The sequence below is a fragment of the Alicyclobacillus acidoterrestris genome (assembly GCF_022674245.1).
Taxonomy (GTDB): Bacteria; Bacillota; Bacilli; order Alicyclobacillales; family Alicyclobacillaceae; genus Alicyclobacillus; species Alicyclobacillus acidoterrestris.
Map to the genome: position 1 here is coordinate 2,150,816 of NZ_CP080467.1, position 17,240 is coordinate 2,168,055.

Here is a 17,240-nt window from a genome sequence, read left to right on the forward strand (position 1 = left end):
TGGAGGTCGATGATTTGGACACGGCGGATTATCTTGACGCATTTCTAGCAGAGACAGATGAAAATTTAAATGTTTTAAGTGAACTGTGTCTCGTGCTGGAGCAACAGGGCGCAGACGATGACACGTTTGCGGCGATGTTTCGAGCGGCGCACACGCTCAAGGGCATGAGTGCGACCATGGGATTTCAGAAAATGGCCGATTTGACCCACCATATGGAGGATGCGCTGGGGTATTTTCGCCAGCATCCAGAGCGTTTTGACAGTTCTATCGTCGACGTCCTGTTCCAGGCCATTGACGGATTGACAGAGCACGTCGAAGCGATTCGCAATGGTGCGGGCGAAGAGGGGATAGACCATCAGACGGTGCTGGACGCTTTGGCCCGTGCGCAAAATGAAGTCGCGGCGAGTGCGGTAGCGTCTGCCGCGGAAAATGCCTCATTTGCGCCAGAGATGATTGCCATGCTCGAGTCCCTGCAAGCTGAAGGGAACCAGGTGGCGGTCGTCCGCGTTGAACTGACTGCGGATTGTGTCATGAGAGGTGTGCGGATGGTGATGGTCATGCGGGCACTTGAACCGTTCGGCGAATGTCTCGCGACCAGTCCGGATGTTCCGGTACTCGAAGAGGGATCGTTCACTGGCGCCGCAGAATTGGCGGTCGTTTTGCACAATGGCACGTTCGACGCCCTGCGCGCAGCAGTGGCCGACATCGCGGAGGTTGCTCAGGTTGACATCGTACAACTTTCCGACCTGAAAACCGCTGCACAAGCCACCACACCAACCCCGGTAGCGTCGGCTGCCAAACCAGTCGAGCAGGCTTCGTCTGAACAAGCGCCTGCTGCCTCTGCCTCTGCACCCGCACCTGCGTCCGGCGGCAAACAGGCTGCACCTCGCCATCGTGAACAGACGCTGCGCGTGCCGGTTAGTCGTATTGACGAGTTTATGAACGTCTTGAGCGAGTTGGTCATCGCGAGAACTCGGTTGGAGTTGTTGGCGAGGGCGAGTGAAAATCCTGAACTGCGCGAAGTCAGCGAACAGATTGCTAGGTTGTCCGATTCGCTGCAGGATGGTGTCATGAGCATGCGGATGATGCCTGTCGAGTCGCTGTTCCAACGCTTCCCGCGGATGATGCGGGATTTGCAAAAGACGCTTGACCGCGAGTTCGACTTTGAGATGACGGGACTTGAGACCGAAATGGATCGGACGGTTATGGATGAGATGGGTGAGGCGTTGGTTCACCTGTTGCGCAATGCCGCTGATCACGGCCTGGAGTCGCCTGCTGACCGCGAACAACGGGGGAAGCCGCGCAAGGGTGTCATTCGTTTGGCCGCGTATGCTTCTGGCGGCCACGTGTATTTGGAAGTGAGTGACGATGGTCGCGGGATCGATCGCGATAAAGTACTCGCTTCAGCTATCAAGAAGGGCATTGTCGATCCGGCCAAGGCCCCGGCGATGTCCGATGCGCAAGTCTACGACTTGCTGTTTGCCTCAGGTTTCAGTACAGCCGCAACGGTTTCGGATATTTCGGGTCGTGGCGTAGGGCTTGACGCAGTTCGCGGCAAAGTCGAGTCGTTGGGCGGCACTATCCGGATTGAATCGGTTCCTGGTCAAGGGAGTACATTTCTCATTGAATTGCCGCTGACGCTGACCATTCTGCAAGCGATGTTAGTCCGAGTCGGGGACGAGCTGTTTGCGTTGCCGACCAGTGGGATTGAAGAAGTTGCGCGCATTGCGCCGCAGGATGTCGAGTTCGTGCACGAACAGCCGGTCGTCAATTTTCGCGAAGGTGTCGTGCCAATGATTGATTTGGGCGCGTATTTCTTCTCGTCGAAGACGACGACGGAAGACGTTTGGCAGACGGTCATTTGCCGAGAGGGGAAGCGTTATGTGGCGCTGGTGGTTGATGACGTGATCGACGAATTGGAAGTCGTCAACAAACCTTTAGGCAAATATCTGGAAGGCGTCAAGGTGTTTTCCGGCGCGACCATTCTCGGAGATGGTCATGTCGCATTAATTGTCGATTTGCACCAAGTCTTTCAATTGGGTGCCTAAAAAGGAGTTGGGATAAATGGCCGAATTACAGTGTGTGACGATGAGAATTGGCGATGAGTTGTATGGTGCGAGAGTGGAGCAAGTGATGTCTGTCGAGCGCATGCTCGATATTTCGCCAGTGCCTCGTACGCTGAGTTACATAAAGGGCGTGGCGAATTTGCGAGGAACCGTCACGCCGGTGATTGACCTTCGGGAACGCGTTGGCCTGCGAGGTCAGAGTGAAGTAGGGGATGACGCTCGTCGCATTGTCGTCGTCGAGGTCGACGAGATGACGGTCGGGTTGATTGTCGATGCGGTTGAGGATGTGGTCTCGATCGACGAGGCGGCCGTTGAACCGGCACCTGCGGTTGTGGGTGGACTACAGGCGGTTTATTTGGATGGCGTGGCCCGCGTTGGCGAACGGCTGATGGTGGTTCTCAACTTGGAACGTATCCTTTCTGACGTCGAGGTGGCGCAACTTCACGAGGTAGAAAAGCAGGTTCGCGGATGAGTGGCCTAAAACTGGATGAGGTAACGGCGGACGCCCTGTGTGAGTTCGGCAACATCGGGGCGGGGCACGCCGCGACAGCGTTGTCGGTACTGTTACAAGGCCGCATTACGATGTCTGTTACCGCTGCTCGGGTGTGCCCTTTTGCCGACATCGTGGATGTCGTGGGCGGACCCGAAGCCATTGTGGCGGCGGTATTCATCCGGATTGATGGCCAGATTTCCGGCAATATGTTTGTCTTGTTCACGCTGGATACGGCTGACCGCCTGTTAGATCAGTTATTGCCGGTACAGGCGCCGAGGGAGGACTACTCCGACCTCGATTTGTCGGCGATAGCTGAAGTAGGAAACATTCTGACGGGCGCCTACGTGACGGCCATTAGTGACCTGTGTAACATTCAGTTGAACCAATCGGTGCCGTCCGTGGCCATTGACATGGCTGCTGCGGTGCTCGACGTGGGTCTGATGTTGACGGGGTACGAGGACAACGAGGCGATATTGATTAGTTCGACGTTGGCGCAGGGACAGTCTGCGATTCACGGCCACTTTTTCTTGTTGCCGGATGCGGAAGGCATGCAGACGCTCCTTCGAGTGCTACGAAGGGCGGCTTTGCATGAGTGAAGTGGAGCAACAACTTCGAATTGGTATCGCGGAAGGCGCGGTCCTGTATGGCCCCGGGCAGATTGTGACTGCTGGCCTGGGGTCTTGTGTCGGGTTGGTCTTGTACGACGACAGACGAGACGTGGCTGGAATGGTTCACATCATGTTGCCGACTGCGCCGAAACCGAATCCTATACATCCGCAAAAATACGCAGACACTGCCATTCCTTGGTTGTTTGACGAATTGGTGCGCATTGGTGCACAGCGCCCGCATATCAAGGCGAAATTGGCTGGAGGCGCGCAGATGTTTCGCAACCTGCAGACAGAGGCACTGCGAATTGGGGACCGGAATTTGCAGGCGGCAACGGAATTGCTACATGAATTACATATTCCGGTGGTTGCACAAGATGTCGGTGGTCACTATGGTAGAACTGTTCGCTTCGAATTGCCGTCGCGCGTGTTTTTTATCCGCACGGCGAAGGGTGAACAGCGTCAAATTTGATGGATAGGTGAGACGAATTCATGACCACAGCGATTCTTGCCATCGTGTGCATTGTTCTAATTTTTGTATTGTACATCGTTTCTGGCGGCTGGAAGAAGTACGGCGGTTTTCTTGGCGTTTTCAAGTGGCTGTGCGCTGGCGCGCAACTGGGGCCGGTGCAGAATGCAAAACCGATGGCGCGCGTGTCGTCGCCAGTAGACCCAGCGACGGATGAAGCGATTCGAGTGCTCAAAGACATGTATCAAGAGTTTGATGAGCGAACCAGGGCGATTGAGGCTCGTCTGGACAAGCTGGAGGCGTCGCAGCAGTCGCTTGAGCGGTTGCTTAAACCCTTTCTGTCCATGACGTCGCCAGCGCGGCCGATCGCCCAAGAACCCGTTCAGTCGACAGCCGATGATGTAGGCGTCAAAGATGATGGCGCCGTGTCGTCAAAGGCGTCACAAACGATTGCACAAGCGGATGTTCGAGAAACGCCCACGCCGGTTGGCGATGGGGTGCGCGACGACTTATACTATGTCATTTTGGACATGCTCGAGGCCGGTCGTTCAGAAGCGGAGATCGCGTCAGAGCTGAATGTGCAGCCTGAAGCCGTGGATTACGTTCGAGAGATTATGTCGATCCCGGTTCAAAATCGACCATCTGCAGATTTGTGATGGAGATTTGTTGCCTGTTGTAACAGCTTATGCTATATTAGTGTGCGGTGTAATGGCCCACAAACGTGGAGTTCACACGAGTAATGACGATTCGCCTGGTGCTTGGGATACCAAGTTGGTGAATGGAATGAGTTGCTCGGAGGCCAAACTTAAAGGAGGAAACATTGTGGCAATTATCTCGATGAAGCAATTGCTTGAAGCCGGTGTTCATTTTGGACACCAGACGCGTCGCTGGAACCCAAAGATGGCGCGGTACATCTTTACGGAGCGCAACGGTATCTACATTATTGACCTGCAGAAGACGGTTCGCAAGGTTGAGGAAGCATACAACTTTGTTCGCGAATTGGCAGCGTCTGGTGAATCGATTCTCTTCGTCGGTACGAAGAAACAGGCTCAGGAAGCTGTTCGCGAAGAAGCGGAACGTTCCGGGATGTTTTACGTGAATCAACGTTGGTTGGGCGGTACGCTCACGAACTTCAATACGATTCAAAAGCGGATTCGCCGCTTGCAACAGTTGGAGCGTATGCAGGAAGACGGCACGTTTGACGTCCTTCCAAAGAAAGAAGTTATTCTGCTCAAAAAAGAAATGGAACGACTGGAGAAGTTCCTTGGCGGCATTAAGGGTATGACCAAGATGCCAGGCGCGATGTTCATCATCGACCCGCGCAAGGAACGGATTGCGGTTGCCGAAGCGCACAAGCTCGGTATTCCTATCGTTGCAATTGTCGATACCAACTGTGACCCAGACGAAATCGATTATGTGATTCCTGGCAACGACGACGCGATTCGCGCTGTGCGGTTGCTGACAGGGAAAATGGCCGACGCCGTTCTCGAGGGTGCGCAGGGTCAAAGCGAAAGTGAAGAAGAAACCACTGCGTAAATTGTGATGGGGAGGTGGCGGGTGCGTGAAGCTCTCGTCACCTTTTTTGTGTAAATTGCGTTTCCCATTCGACGATTTGGATGCGACTACATAAGGAGGATGTGTGCAAATGGCAGAAATTACGGCAGCAATGGTGAAGGAACTCCGCGAGAAGACGGGCGCTGGCATGATGGATTGCAAAAAAGCGTTGACCGAGGCGGAGGGTGACATCGAGCGCGCAACAGAAGTCCTTCGTGAACGCGGTCTCGCGTCTGCGGCGAAAAAGGCTGGTCGCGTTGCGGCAGAAGGTTTGGTGGAAGCCTATATCCACGCAGGTGGACGCATTGGCGTTCTCGTCGAAGTCAACTGTGAGACGGACTTCGTTGCAAAGAATGAAGATTTTCGCGCGTTCGTGAAGGACGTCGCGATGCACATTGCCGCTGCGAGCCCGCAATATGTTCGCCGCGAAGACGTTCCTTCGGACGTGGTGGAAAAAGAACGCGAAATTCTGCGTGCTCAAACCTTGAACGAAGGCAAGCCAGAACACATTGTCGATAAGATCGTCGAAGGCCGCATCGACAAGTTCTTCAAGGATATCTGTTTGTTGGAGCAGGAATTTGTCAAAGATCCGGATAAGACGGTTGAGACGTTACTGCGCGAAAAAATTGCGACCATCGGAGAAAACATTTCGATTCGCCGTTTCGCACGCTACGTGGTTGGTGAAGGAATTGAAAAGGCCGAAAACAATTTTGTTGACGAAGTGATGGCGCAAGTTCGCGGTTAATACGAATGGCGAGGGAACACACTTGTGTTCCCTCCTCTAGCGTTCGCGCTACGATTCAGGAGACGGAGGGAAGGCCTTGACGACACCGAAATATCATCGTGTGATTTTGAAGCTGAGCGGAGAAGCGCTTGCGGGAGACGCGGGGTACGGTATAGACCCAGTCACCATTGACGACATTGCCCGCCAAATCCAGGATGTCGCTCTGCTAGATGTCCAGATTGCAATTGTGGTTGGCGCCGGGAACATCTGGCGGGGTATTTCTGGCAGTGCACGCGGCATGGACCGAGCGACGGCCGACTATATGGGGATGCTCGCGACGGTATTGAATGCGTTAGCCCTGCAGGATGCCTTGGAGAAAATCGGTGTTGATACACGGGTTCAGACGTCCGTCGAAATGTCACAGGTCGCCGAGCCGTATATTCGACGACGTGCAATTCGTCATTTGGAAAAGGGGCGCGTGGTCATTTTTGCCGGCGGTACAGGCAATCCGTTTTTCTCGACGGATACCACTGCTGCACTGCGCGCAGCGGAAATCGAAGCGGAAGTCATTTTAATGGCGAAAAACGGCGTGGATGGCGTGTACACGGCAGACCCGCAGAAAGATCCATCCGCTAAGAAATATGATGAAATAGGATTCATGCAGGTGCTGAATGAGGGGCTTGGCGTCATGGATTCGACCGCTGCCTCTCTGTGTATGGACAACGATATTCCATTGATTGTCTTTGCGCTGGGTGAGGAAGGGAATATTCGGCGCGCTGTACTGGGCGAAACGATTGGTACCATTGTTGGAAAGGGTGTTTCCCATGAGTGAAGCAGTCATTCAGAACGTTCAAGAGCGTATGGAAAAGGCGTTACAAAACTTGCGACGCGAGTTTGCTTCCGTGCGTGCGGGTCGCGCAACCCCAGCTATGCTGGATAAAGTGATGGTCGAGTATTACGGGGCTCAAATGCCGGTGAATCAGGTGGGGAGTGTGACCTCGCCAGAACCTCGACAACTCGTGATTTCGCCTTGGGAAAAATCTATGTTGGGGGAAATCGAGAAAGCGATTCAAAAGTCAGATCTCGGTTTGAATCCATCCAATGACGGCAGCGTGATTCGATTGGTGATTCCGGCTTTGACGGAGGAACGCCGCCAGGAACTGGTGAAACAGGTGCGGAAGCTCGCGGAAGAAGCGCGCGTGTCCATTCGCAACATTCGCCGCGATGGCAATGACGAGTTGAAGAAAGCAGAGAAAAATGGTGAGATCACCGAAGATGAGGCACGGCGGCTAATGGATAAAATTCAGCAAGTAACAGATAAATCCATTGCACAGGTTGACAGTTTGTTGGAAGATAAGGAGAAAGACGTTACGCAAGTATAAGGTAATTATGTCGACTGAGGAGGATGCGAGACTTGTTCAAAGGTTGGGGACGTGGACAACGAGCCAGTGCAACGACAGTCGAGCATCCACCGCTCAAGATCAAGCCTCGTCACGTTGGCATTATCATGGACGGCAATGGACGGTGGGCCCGCAAGCGAGGCCTGCCGAGAATGGCCGGCCATCGAGCGGGAATGATTGCGATGCGCGAGGTCATTCGTGCGTGTGACGATTTTGGGATTGAGTGCGTTACGTTATATGCTTTCTCTACTGAAAACTGGAAACGGCCGATGCCTGAAGTCGAGTATTTGATGCATTTGCCTGAGCAATTTTTCCGCTCGGAAATCGATGAACTGGTGAGCCGCGGTGTGCGTGTTCGGTTTATGGGAGATACGTCTGCACTCCCTCCTTACACGCAGGAGACGGTACGCAATTCGTTGGAGCGAACGGCTGAAAATACAGGGATGACGGTGAACTTTGCCCTGAATTACGGTGGGCGTGCCGAACTCATGTCCGCGATGTCCCGGTTCGCTCAAGCGGTGGCGAAGGGCGACCTTGGCGTGGAAGATTTGACGGAGGAGCGGTTCGAGTCGTATTTGGACACGGCTGGGTTACCTCCACTGGACCTTGTCATCCGTACGAGTGGTGAGATTCGCTTGAGCAATTTCTTGATTTGGCAAGCGGCTTACGCTGAGTTGTGGTTTACAGACGTGCTTTGGCCGGATTTTCGGAAGGACGACTTATATCAAGCAATCCTCGATTTCGGTGGGCGCAAACGTCGATATGGAGATGTAGAGTAGGTGTCGCATGCTTAAGACACGCGTAATCACAGCAACCGTGGCGGGACTCGTGGTATTGGCGGTGTTGGTCATCGGCAATCCAACTGCATGGCGGGCCTTGGCGTGGCTGGCCACTGTAGCTGGCGTCGTTGAATTTACCACCATGCACAGAGCAAAATGGTTCGGTCCATTGACACTATATGGGGTACTACTCGTCAGTTTGATAGAGTGGTTCCCACGTTTTTTTTATCAGCCGGCTGTACTCTTTCTCGTGGTCGCGATTGTCATCGCGGTGCCCGTCTTCAGTTTGAACCGCGTGCATGTACAATCGATGGCCGTACATACATTTGGGGCGTTGTATATCGCCGTCGGGGGCTATTCTTTAAGCGAGCTTCGGGCGATGCCTATGGGTTGGTTCTGGCTGTGGCTGTTGTTGATAGCCGTTTGGATGACCGACACCGCAGCGTATTTCGTCGGAAGGTTCGTCAAGGGCCCCAAGTTATTGCCAGAAATCAGTCCGAAAAAGACCATCAGTGGTTCTGTGGGCGGAATTTTTGGTGGGGCGATAGGTGCCGTCATATTTGGCGCGATTGCCTATCCTACATACGCTTTGTGGATTTACGCATTGCTTGGCGCAGTGATTTCCGTATTTGGTCAATTCGGCGATTTGATTGAAAGCGCGTATAAACGGGCGGCAAACGTCAAAGACTCTGGTAAGTTGCTTCCAGGACATGGAGGTATGCTCGACCGGATCGACAGTCTGTTGTTTGCTTCTCCGTTTGCGTTTTGGATCATTGTGCACGGCGTCCATGGCTGGTTTCATTAGGCCGTACAGTGGTGGAGCGGTGCGCACTCTAGGCCAAATTGAGAGGTGACCCTGACAGATGAAAACCGTAGCGGTGCTTGGTTCGACAGGGGCGATTGGAACGCGAACGCTGGAAGTCGTCGACGCCCTGGGTGGCGAAGTGCGTGTCAGCGTGCTTGTCGCTGGTCGAAATATGTCGGTTTTGGCAGAACAGGTGAAACGATTCCAGCCAGAATTGGTCAGCGTGGCTGATGAGGCGGCGCGAGATGAGTTGATGTTAAAGCTCTCGGGTGCTTCCAAGCCGGAAGTGCTGGTCGGTGACGAAGGCTTGGCGGCGTGTGCCGCACATCCGACAGACGTGGTGGTCAATGCCGTGATGGGGGCGCGCGGCATTCGTCCGGCGCTGGAGGCAGTCCGCCGCAAGGCGCGTTTGGCGTTGGCCAACAAGGAGTGTCTCGTAGCGGCGGGGAGTTTCATTATGGAAGCCGCTCGTGCGTCCGGTGCCGAAGTGATTCCGGTCGATAGCGAGCATTGTGCGCTGTTCCAATGTATGGTGGCTGGCCGCCCGGACGAGGTGGAACGGTGGATACTCACTGCGTCGGGTGGACCGTTTCGAACGTTCTCGAAGGAGCAACTGGAGCATGTGATGGTGGCTGATGCGCTTCGTCATCCGAACTGGAGCATGGGGCAAAAGATCACCATCGACTCTGCGACGATGATGAACAAAGGACTTGAAGTCATCGAAGCGCATCATTTGTTCAATGCACCATATGATAAGATCAAGGTGCTCGTACATCCGGAAAGTATTGTTCACTCGATGGTGGAGTATGCGGATGGCTCCGTGATGGCACAATTGGCGACCCACGACATGCGATTACCGATTCAGTATGCACTGACGTATCCAGAGCGCGTCAAATTGCCGTGGCCGCGACTCGACTTCGCACAGTACAATCAACTGTCGTTTGCTGAGCCTGACATGGAACGTTTCCCGGCGTTACGCCTGGCAATTGAGGCGGGACGAGCAGGTGGCCTCGCGCCGTGCGTGATGAACGCTGCGAACGAAATTGCCGTTGAAGCGTTTCTTCAAGAGAAAATTGCGTTTACCCAAATTCCCGAGTTGGTGGAAGGGACACTGGAGGCGATGGCGCCAGGTACCGCACAGTCGTTGGAAGAGGTCCTGGCGATGGATAGGCAGGCGCGGGACTACGCGCGGCGTGTAGCATACGGGGCATAACAACGACGTAGTAGCGTGAGGCGGCATGTGCAGAAAGTACCTTTACCTTGTCGGAGACCACGTGAGGAGAGGCGGATGTACAGTTGCCTATCATTTCGAATTTGGAGTTCTATGTGAGGGCGGCCATCGCCATCATCTGTGTATTTCTTGTCTGTGTGACACTGCACGAGTTTGGACATTTTTACGTGGCCAAGAAGAGTGGTATTGCGGTTCCGGTGTTTAGCATTGGCTTCGGACCAAAGCTTGTAAAATGGAACCGTGGTGGAACGGAATATTCCATCCGACTGCTTCCGCTTGGTGGATTTGTGCAAATGGCTGGTGAAGCACCGCAGGAGACGTGGTTTCCGATTGGGCAGCGCGTCGCGTATGAATTGGACGACGAGTTGCGGATTATCCGTTTGGGAGATCCCAAGGACCTGAAGCAGGGTTATGTTGGCACGGTTCGTCGCGTCGATTTAACCGATGCGATGGAGATGGCGATTGATACAGCACAAGGCGTTCGCACGTTTCAGGTAAAACCGTACGCGCGCGTGATGCTGAACAAGCGTTCTTCGATTCCCCTGGTGGAGCGGCATGAGCAAATGCTCGGAAAACCCCTCTGGAAGCGCGCTGCGGTGATTCTGGCTGGACCGGTGATGAACTTTCTGTTGGCTGGCGTGTTATTCTCTATCGTCAACGTTTGTATTGGCATCGCGACGACGACCATCGGTCAAGTGGAGCCGGGTACGCCTGCGCAGGCTGCGGGGCTAAGAGCGGGAGATCAAATCGTGGAAGTCAATCACCATTCTATCCACAGTTGGGATGATGTGGCTTCTTCGATTCAGTCGAGTTACGCAGCGGATCGCGGGAAGCTTAAGCCGCTTGAACTCGTTGTATCGCGTGCGGGGCAGCCAGAAACCGTCCAGGTGACGCCGAAGGTGGAAAATGGCGGCGCGATTATCGGAATTGAGTCAGCGGTCACGCACAATCCGCTGCGTGCGGTTCCGGCCGGTTTTGTGCAGATGGTTCGCGACACGGGGCTGACGGTACAAGCGTACGGTCAACTGATATCGCATCATCAGTTTTCCGCGTTGTCTGGTCCAGTGGGGATTGCTGACGTCATCACCCAACAGGCAAAAGTTGGGTTTTGGAATGTGGTGATGATTGCCGGCGTGCTCAGCTTAAACTTGGGTTTGTTCAACTTGATTCCCATTCCGGCGCTCGATGGTGGTAGATTGTTGTTTATGATTATCGAGCTCGTCCGTGGGCGCAAGGTCGATCCGCAAAAAGAGGGCTTTGTCCACTTTGTCGGCTTTGCGATTCTGATGCTGTTTGCGGTGGCCATCACGTACCGCGACGTGACGCATTTGTTTTAAGGGAGATAAGGACTGTTTCGTTTTGGATGCCTAAAGACGGAACGTTGCCCTGGACGCCCGCTAGATACCTGTATCGTTTGGTTGGATTCGCAACGCGAAGCTGCCGACTAGATGATGCAGGTATCTGGCGGGCGTTTTCAATTTGGTCGTCTTTTACAGCTTGCAGCGGTATAATCATAAAAACGTGGCCTGCTGTGTAGAGTGGTCATCATCAGCCGGGAGGATATATTGTGGAATTATTTTATCTTGGTCCGGAAGGGACACATAGCCATGATGCCGCGTTGCGACTTCGTGACGCAATGTTACCGAGCGCAACCGTTACCGCCTGCCCAACCATTCCGACGGTCATTGACCGGACACTCGATGCGGTGGCGGGTGAGGGGCTAGCCTGTGTTCCGATTGAAAACAGCATTCAAGGTGCAGTCGCACAGACGTGGGACACGCTGATGAAATCGGCTGCAGATGGTGTGACGACGCAATCATTGTCGATTCTGGCTGCGCTGACGCTGCCCATTCACCACTACGCCATTTATCCAAGTGGGACTTCGTTCGATGACGTGGTCACAGTCTATTCACATCCACAGGCGCTTGCGCAGTGCCAGCATCACCTGACGCAGATGTTCCCAAATGCACTGCCGGTTGCGACGAATAGTACAGCTGAGGCGGTCCAATATGTCGCAAAGGAGGCGGGGCGTGACGGAGCGGCGCAAACATCGGCTGTTGCCATCGCAGGTCGCCGCGCGGCGGAGCGCTACGGACTGATTGCGTCGGATGATCCCATTGAAGACCAGCCGGGGAATGCGACGCGCTTTGCGTTGGTCGCGCCGGTTGGCCGCGCGGCGGAGGCAAAAGGCGACCTTCTGAAGCTCTCAGTACCGGGTGAGTGGGCGCTTGCGCCGGAGTGGACGTACACCGAGTATGTCGTCTCACTGTGCCTGCATGGCGTTGCGCATTGCCCGGGTGGCCTTGTCGGGGCGCTTTCGCCTTTTGCGCAAGCTGGTTTAAATTTGGGGCGTGTGGAGTCGCGTCCGGTGGGAGATCAGTTGGGAAATTACGTGTTTTATTTGGACGTGTCTTTTCCACCGCAAATGAACGTCGCGGAGATAACGACCTACCTGAGCCCGGTCACGAGGCAGTTGGCGGACAACGGCGTGCGTATCGTCCAATTGGGCAGCTATCCAATATATCAAGTGCAATAACTGTTTCTGAAAAAACACGTCCGTGCAGTGAAGTCGCACGGACGTGTTTTTTTCTGCATCGAAGCAGATGACGGTAGGCCAAAACTGGCGTTCGATCAGTCTTGACGCTTTTTCTTTTGTGCCCGCTCGCGCTCGCTTTTGTTCAGGATGCGCTTGCGCAGGCGGATGGCGTGCGGCGTGATTTCGCACAATTCGTCGTCCTCGATGTACGTCATCGACTCTTCCAATGACAACGTACGAGCGGCCTTCAAACGAACGGTTTCGTCTTTGGTCGCAGAGCGGACGTTCGATTGGTGCTTGGCCTTTGTGACATTGACCGTCAAGTCGTTTTCACGCGTGTGTTCCCCGACAATCATGCCTTCGTAGACCGGCGTACCAGGGGTGACAAACATCGTCCCACGGTCTTCCAAGTTGCCCAGGCTGTACGCTGTCGCATCGCCGGTGTCCATCGAAACCAGCACACCCTGGCGCCTGGTTGTGACCGCACCGCGCCACTCGCCGTACTCGTGGAAGCGGTGGTGCATCGTTCCGTAGCCCTTTGTCAGCGTCAGGAACTCCGTCCGGAAACCGATCAGGCCGCGCGTCGGGACGTGAAAGACGAGGCGCGTCATATCGCCTTGCTCGCTCGGTTGCAAGTTGACCATTTCACCCTTGCGGTACCCGAGCGCTTCAATGATCGATCCGACTGCATCGGACGGTACGTCTGCGACGAATTCCTCAATCGGTTCGAGTTTGCGGCCATTTTCTTCGCGCAGGATGACGTGCGGACGCGAGACGGCGAGCTCGTAGCCTTCGCGGCGCATCGTCTCAATCAAGATGGACAGGTGGAGTTCACCGCGGCTGGCCACCAGGAACACGTCCGCATCTTCTGTCTCCTCGACGCGGAGGCTGACGTCGGATTCGAGTTCTTGGAACAGTCGTTCCCGCAGTTTGCGGGAAGTGACGTGTGTGCCATCTTGTCCAGCAAACGGACTGTCGTTCACACGGAATGTCATTTCCAGTGTCGGTTCGTCAATGCGCAGGAGCGGCAGCGCCTCTGGGACGTTTACGTCGGCGACCGTTTCACCCACCATAATTTCGGGAATGCCGGCAACAGCGACAATATCCCCGGCAGTTGCGCTCTCGACTTCGATGCGGCGCAGCCCTTGGTGCGCGAACAGTTTGACGATGCGTCGCTGCACGACGGTGCCGTCGCGTTGAATCAGGGCGACTGTTTCACCTTGGCGCAAGACGCCGCGCGCAATGCGTCCGATGCCGATCCGACCGAGGTAGTCGTTGTAGTCGAGCATCGTGACTTGCCATTGGAGCGGGCCTGTCGGATCGACATCGGGTTCCGGAATATGGTCGATAATGGCTTCAAAGAGGGGGACCATATTCTCGCCTGGAACAGCCGGGTCGTTCGTCGCTGTGCCTTGGATGGCTGAAGTGTAGACGACTGGGAACTCGAGTTGCTCCTCGTTTGCCCCGAGGTCAATCAACAAATCCAGCACTTCGTCGATGACTTCGAGTGGACGGGCGTTGGGCCGGTCCATTTTGTTGACGACGACGACAGGGACGAGACCTGCGCTGAGCGCCTTTTCGAGCACAAAGCGGGTCTGCGGCATGACGCCTTCAAATGCATCCACGACCAGAAGCACGCCGTCGACCATCTTGACGATGCGTTCGACCTCGCCGGAAAAGTCGGCGTGGCCTGGCGTGTCGACCAGGTTGATGCGATAATCTTTATAAGGAATTGATGTTGTTTTCGCGAGAATGGTAATGCCGCGCTCGCGCTCCAGGTCATTTGAATCCATGGCCCGCTCGTTGACCTGCTCGTTGTCGCGGAAGAGTCCCGACTGGCGAAGCAATTGGTCGACGAGGCTTGTTTTGCCGTGGTCGACGTGGGCGACAATGGCGACATTGCGCATCCGGGTTGTCTCGGTATGCATATGATCCTCCTTCTGTTCGGCACTGCCACATGCACATAAACATGCGCTATAATCTGATCTTAGATGTAGAGTGCCGCTAAAACGATAGCACGAAGCGACGCAGTTGACAATCAAAGGAGTATTTGCAGGCGTTTTCTGTCGATGATATAATATTGACGTTAGGCTTCGTATACCGTGTACGGACAAGAGTGGGGCAATTTCCCACTCTTTGATTTATGCTTGGCACTTTTCGGCGTACGGGTGGCGAAAGCACAAGGAGGATGACGTGTGGCCAAAGAACGTGTGACAGACATTGTGGAGCGATTGGTGCAGCCAATTGCAGAAGCACAGCACGTTGAGCTAGTTGATGTGGAGTACAAAAAGGAAGGTGCCAATTGGTATCTTCGTGTCTTCATCGACAAACCGGAAGGTGTAGACATCGACGATTGCAGCCGAGTCAGCGAGCAGCTGTCTGAACAGCTAGACATCGTGGACCCGATTCCGACCGCGTACTTCCTTGAGGTGTCGTCTCCCGGCGCGGAACGTCCGCTAAAAAAACCTGCGGATTTTGTGCGGGCGGTCGGCGAATACGTACACATTTCGCTGTACGAACCGCTTGACGGACAAAAGGTGTTCGAGGGTTTTTTGCGCAACTATGAGGAGACGCAGTTAACCTTGGAAATCCGCATCAAGACGCGGACGAAAGAGGTTGTCATCCCGACTGAGAAGATTGCGCAGGCGCGCCTTGCCGTTCAACTTTGAAGTCCGTGGGCGCATGCCCCGTGAGGTCTCGACATCGATTGTATGTCATCAACTCGTTGTGCAGTTTGTAAAAATACGGTGCGGAGAGGGGGAGATTCCCTTCCATGAACGTTGACTTTTTAGAGGCGCTCGAACAATTGGCGCGGGAAAAAGGAATTGATAAGGAAGTACTCCTAGAAGCGATTGAAGCCGCTCTTATCTCTGGTTATAAACGCAATTTTAATTCGGCTGCGAACGTCCGTGTCGACATTCATCGCGACAATGGTGAAGTTCGTGTGTTTGCCCGGAAGACGGTCGTCGAGGAGCCGGAGGATACGCGTTTGGAAATTTCTCTGGATGCGGCGCGAGATATGAATCCGAACTACCAGGTTGGCGATGTCGTCGAAATTGAGGTTACGCCGCGGGATTTCGGGCGAATTGCGGCGCAGACGGCCAAACAGGTGGTCACGCAGCGCATTCGAGAAGCGGAACGCTCAGTCATCTACGGAAAGTTTGTCGACCGTGAGGAAGAGGTCGTGACGGGCATTGTGGCGAGGATTGACCCGCGTGTCGCGTATATCGACTTGGGCGAGACGGAAGCGATTTTGCCGCAGTCGGAACAGATGCCGACGGATAAACTACAGATGGGCGACCGGATCAAGGTGTTTATCGCGCGTGTGGAGCGGACCACGAAAGGACCGCAGATTGTCGTTTCGCGCAGTCATCCGGGTTTGCTGAAACGACTTTTCGAGCTCGAGGTACCAGAGATTTATGATGGCGTCGTGGAAATTAAGGCGGTTTCCCGAGAAGCTGGGTATCGCTCGAAAATCGCCGTCCACTCGAGAAATCCGGAGGTCGACCCCATTGGCGCCTGCGTCGGGACGCGCGGTGTGCGGGTACAGTCTGTGGTGACGGAGCTGAATGGGGAAAAGGTCGACATCGTCGAGTGGAGTGAAGACCCAGCCACCTTCGTCGCGAATGCACTGTCTCCTGCCAAGGTCGTCGACGTCCAGATTGACGAAGAGGAGAAGGTGGCCCGGACCATCGTGCCGGATTACCAGTTGTCCTTGGCGATTGGCAAGGAAGGCCAGAACGCGCGATTGGCCGCTCGGTTAACGGGTTGGAAAATCGACATCAAAAATGAGACGCAGGCTTCGGAAAATGGTTTGTTTGGCGATTTCGACGGCGCTTCTGACGAAGACGAGGATGAAATCGGGCAATTGTCGGATGACTGGCTGACGGAACCTTGATGCTTTGGCGCACGCCGTGATTGTGAAGGGAGGGGAGTACATGACGACAGTTCGAAAAGTGCCGTTGCGAAAATGTGTTGGGTGCCAAGAGATGAAGCCCAAACGCGAACTTATCCGCGTTGTGCATACGCCTGAAGACGAGGTGCTTATAGACCCGACTGGTAAACGAAATGGCCGCGGCGCCTATTTGTGCCCGAACGAGGCGTGCTTGTTGGCCGCCCAAAAGCGCAAGTCGCTGGAACGCGCCCTCAAGATAAGCATTCCTGACGTTGTGTATACCCAACTGTCACAGCAATTGCAGCAGGCGGTGAAGCCGTCGTGAGTGGCTCGCTGATGGATAAAATTCTGGGCCTTCTCGGGCTGGCTCGCCGCGCTGGGGCGATTGTCGACGGGCAGGACAGAATCCTTTCTGCGGTGACTTCGGGCCAGGCGAAACTTGTCGTGGTGACGGAGGATGCCGGTGCCAATGGGCGTAAAAAGTTGCACGACAAGGCGAATACGTACGGCGTTCCGGTTGTGACATTTGCCAACAAAGTAACGTTGGGTAGGGCTGTCGGACGTGATACAGCAGCTGCGGTGGCGATTATCGACGCTGGGTTTGCGAAAAAGCTGCTGGAACGATTCGGTGAACTACACGGAGGTGGAGCGATTGACAAAAGTTCGAGTGTATGAATATGCCA

The 17,240-nt window shown here is 54.6% G+C and carries 19 protein-coding genes; 18 read left to right on the forward strand and 1 reads right to left on the reverse strand.

Features of this window, described 5'->3' with window-relative positions; translation table 11 throughout:
* Window positions 1–14 precede the first annotated feature (14 nt).
* The 14 genes from K1I37_RS10185 to K1I37_RS10250 all read left to right on the forward strand — a co-directional run bounded on the left by K1I37_RS10185 (window position 15) and on the right by K1I37_RS10250 (window position 12,662).
* Complete coding sequence (locus tag K1I37_RS10185; protein WP_021296444.1) at window positions 15–2,048, forward strand: chemotaxis protein CheA; 2,034 nt, start codon at window positions 15–17, stop codon at window positions 2,046–2,048.
* Window positions 2,049–2,064: 16 nt separating this feature from the next.
* Complete coding sequence (locus K1I37_RS10190) at window positions 2,065–2,538, forward strand: chemotaxis protein CheW (RefSeq protein ID WP_021296443.1); 474 nt, start codon at window positions 2,065–2,067, stop codon at window positions 2,536–2,538.
* Window positions 2,535–3,155 carry a chemotaxis protein CheC gene (locus tag K1I37_RS10195; protein WP_021296442.1) on the forward strand — a complete coding sequence of 207 codons (621 nt, stop codon included), beginning with the start codon at window positions 2,535–2,537 and terminating at the stop codon, window positions 3,153–3,155. Before K1I37_RS10190 ends, K1I37_RS10195 begins: the two co-directional genes overlap by 4 nt.
* Complete coding sequence (locus K1I37_RS10200; RefSeq protein WP_021296441.1) at window positions 3,148–3,636, forward strand: chemotaxis protein CheD; 489 nt, start codon at window positions 3,148–3,150, stop codon at window positions 3,634–3,636. The genes K1I37_RS10195 and K1I37_RS10200 overlap by 8 nt, the downstream gene beginning before the upstream one ends.
* Window positions 3,637–3,656: 20 nt before the next feature.
* Window positions 3,657–4,289 (forward strand): hypothetical protein, encoded by a 633-nt coding sequence (locus K1I37_RS10205; protein ID WP_021296440.1) that lies wholly within the window; start codon window positions 3,657–3,659, stop codon window positions 4,287–4,289.
* Between the two features lie 166 nt (window positions 4,290–4,455).
* The gene (gene rpsB, locus K1I37_RS10210; protein ID WP_021296439.1) at window positions 4,456–5,169 is read left to right on the forward strand and encodes a 30S ribosomal protein S2; all 714 of its coding nucleotides are present in this window, start codon (window positions 4,456–4,458) and stop codon (window positions 5,167–5,169) included.
* Window positions 5,170–5,278: 109 nt separating this feature from the next.
* Window positions 5,279–5,932 carry a translation elongation factor Ts gene (gene tsf / locus K1I37_RS10215; protein ID WP_021296438.1) on the forward strand — a complete coding sequence of 218 codons (654 nt, stop codon included), beginning with the start codon at window positions 5,279–5,281 and terminating at the stop codon, window positions 5,930–5,932.
* A gap of 76 nt (window positions 5,933–6,008) precedes the next feature.
* A complete protein-coding gene (gene pyrH, locus K1I37_RS10220) occupies window positions 6,009–6,743 on the forward strand; it encodes a UMP kinase (protein ID WP_021296437.1) in 735 nt (244 codons plus the stop codon).
* Window positions 6,736–7,293: a ribosome recycling factor gene (frr, locus tag K1I37_RS10225; RefSeq protein ID WP_021296436.1), complete on the forward strand. Its 558-nt coding sequence runs from the start codon at window positions 6,736–6,738 to the stop codon at window positions 7,291–7,293. Before pyrH ends, frr begins: the two co-directional genes overlap by 8 nt.
* 23 nt (window positions 7,294–7,316) lie before the next feature.
* Window positions 7,317–8,090: an undecaprenyl pyrophosphate synthase gene (locus K1I37_RS10230; RefSeq protein ID WP_031218594.1), complete on the forward strand. Its 774-nt coding sequence runs from the start codon at window positions 7,317–7,319 to the stop codon at window positions 8,088–8,090.
* Window positions 8,091–8,097: 7 nt separating this feature from the next.
* Window positions 8,098–8,895 carry a phosphatidate cytidylyltransferase gene (locus tag K1I37_RS10235; protein WP_021296434.1) on the forward strand — a complete coding sequence of 266 codons (798 nt, stop codon included), beginning with the start codon at window positions 8,098–8,100 and terminating at the stop codon, window positions 8,893–8,895.
* 58 nt (window positions 8,896–8,953) lie between these two features.
* Window positions 8,954–10,108, forward strand: coding sequence for a 1-deoxy-D-xylulose-5-phosphate reductoisomerase (locus K1I37_RS10240; RefSeq protein WP_021296433.1), 1,155 nt, complete (start codon window positions 8,954–8,956; stop codon window positions 10,106–10,108).
* Window positions 10,109–10,191: 83 nt separating this feature from the next.
* A complete protein-coding gene (locus K1I37_RS10245) occupies window positions 10,192–11,463 on the forward strand; it encodes a M50 family metallopeptidase (RefSeq protein ID WP_021296432.1) in 1,272 nt (423 codons plus the stop codon).
* Between the two features lie 230 nt (window positions 11,464–11,693).
* Window positions 11,694–12,662 carry a prephenate dehydratase gene (locus K1I37_RS10250; RefSeq protein WP_021296431.1) on the forward strand — a complete coding sequence of 323 codons (969 nt, stop codon included), beginning with the start codon at window positions 11,694–11,696 and terminating at the stop codon, window positions 12,660–12,662.
* 95 nt (window positions 12,663–12,757) lie between these two features.
* On the opposite strand, the gene typA is transcribed toward K1I37_RS10250, so the two are convergent.
* The gene (typA, locus tag K1I37_RS10255) at window positions 12,758–14,590 is read right to left on the reverse strand and encodes a translational GTPase TypA (RefSeq protein ID WP_021296430.1); all 1,833 of its coding nucleotides are present in this window, start codon (window positions 14,588–14,590) and stop codon (window positions 12,758–12,760) included.
* A 267-nt stretch (window positions 14,591–14,857) separates the two neighbouring features.
* Between typA and rimP the strand changes: the two genes are divergently transcribed.
* From rimP to K1I37_RS10275, 4 genes are all read left to right on the forward strand, one after another.
* Window positions 14,858–15,331, forward strand: coding sequence for a ribosome maturation factor RimP (rimP, locus tag K1I37_RS10260; RefSeq protein WP_021296429.1), 474 nt, complete (start codon window positions 14,858–14,860; stop codon window positions 15,329–15,331).
* Window positions 15,332–15,435: 104 nt separating this feature from the next.
* On the forward strand, window positions 15,436–16,560 hold the full coding sequence (gene nusA, locus K1I37_RS10265; RefSeq protein WP_021296428.1) for a transcription termination factor NusA: 1,125 nt from the start codon (window positions 15,436–15,438) through the stop codon (window positions 16,558–16,560).
* A 40-nt stretch (window positions 16,561–16,600) separates the two neighbouring features.
* Complete coding sequence (rnpM, locus tag K1I37_RS10270) at window positions 16,601–16,882, forward strand: RNase P modulator RnpM (protein ID WP_021296427.1); 282 nt, start codon at window positions 16,601–16,603, stop codon at window positions 16,880–16,882.
* Window positions 16,879–17,232, forward strand: coding sequence for a L7Ae/L30e/S12e/Gadd45 family ribosomal protein (locus K1I37_RS10275; protein WP_021296426.1), 354 nt, complete (start codon window positions 16,879–16,881; stop codon window positions 17,230–17,232). Before rnpM ends, K1I37_RS10275 begins: the two co-directional genes overlap by 4 nt.
* Window positions 17,233–17,240 lie beyond the last annotated feature (8 nt).

Coding starts and splice junctions, on each gene's coding strand:
- K1I37_RS10235 (WP_021296434.1), top strand. CDS start 8,098: ATGCTTAAGACACGCGTAATCACAGCAACCGTGGCGGGACTCGTGGTA.
- frr (WP_021296436.1), top strand. CDS start 6,736: ATGAGTGAAGCAGTCATTCAGAACGTTCAAGAGCGTATGGAAAAGGCG.
- K1I37_RS10205 (WP_021296440.1), top strand. CDS start 3,657: ATGACCACAGCGATTCTTGCCATCGTGTGCATTGTTCTAATTTTTGTA.
- rnpM (WP_021296427.1), top strand. CDS start 16,601: ATGACGACAGTTCGAAAAGTGCCGTTGCGAAAATGTGTTGGGTGCCAA.
- K1I37_RS10190 (WP_021296443.1), top strand. CDS start 2,065: ATGGCCGAATTACAGTGTGTGACGATGAGAATTGGCGATGAGTTGTAT.
- tsf (WP_021296438.1), top strand. CDS start 5,279: ATGGCAGAAATTACGGCAGCAATGGTGAAGGAACTCCGCGAGAAGACG.
- typA (WP_021296430.1), bottom strand. CDS start 14,590: ATGCATACCGAGACAACCCGGATGCGCAATGTCGCCATTGTCGCCCAC.
- K1I37_RS10200 (WP_021296441.1), top strand. CDS start 3,148: ATGAGTGAAGTGGAGCAACAACTTCGAATTGGTATCGCGGAAGGCGCG.
- K1I37_RS10240 (WP_021296433.1), top strand. CDS start 8,954: ATGAAAACCGTAGCGGTGCTTGGTTCGACAGGGGCGATTGGAACGCGA.
- K1I37_RS10195 (WP_021296442.1), top strand. CDS start 2,535: ATGAGTGGCCTAAAACTGGATGAGGTAACGGCGGACGCCCTGTGTGAG.
- nusA (WP_021296428.1), top strand. CDS start 15,436: ATGAACGTTGACTTTTTAGAGGCGCTCGAACAATTGGCGCGGGAAAAA.
- K1I37_RS10230 (WP_031218594.1), top strand. CDS start 7,317: ATGCGAGACTTGTTCAAAGGTTGGGGACGTGGACAACGAGCCAGTGCA.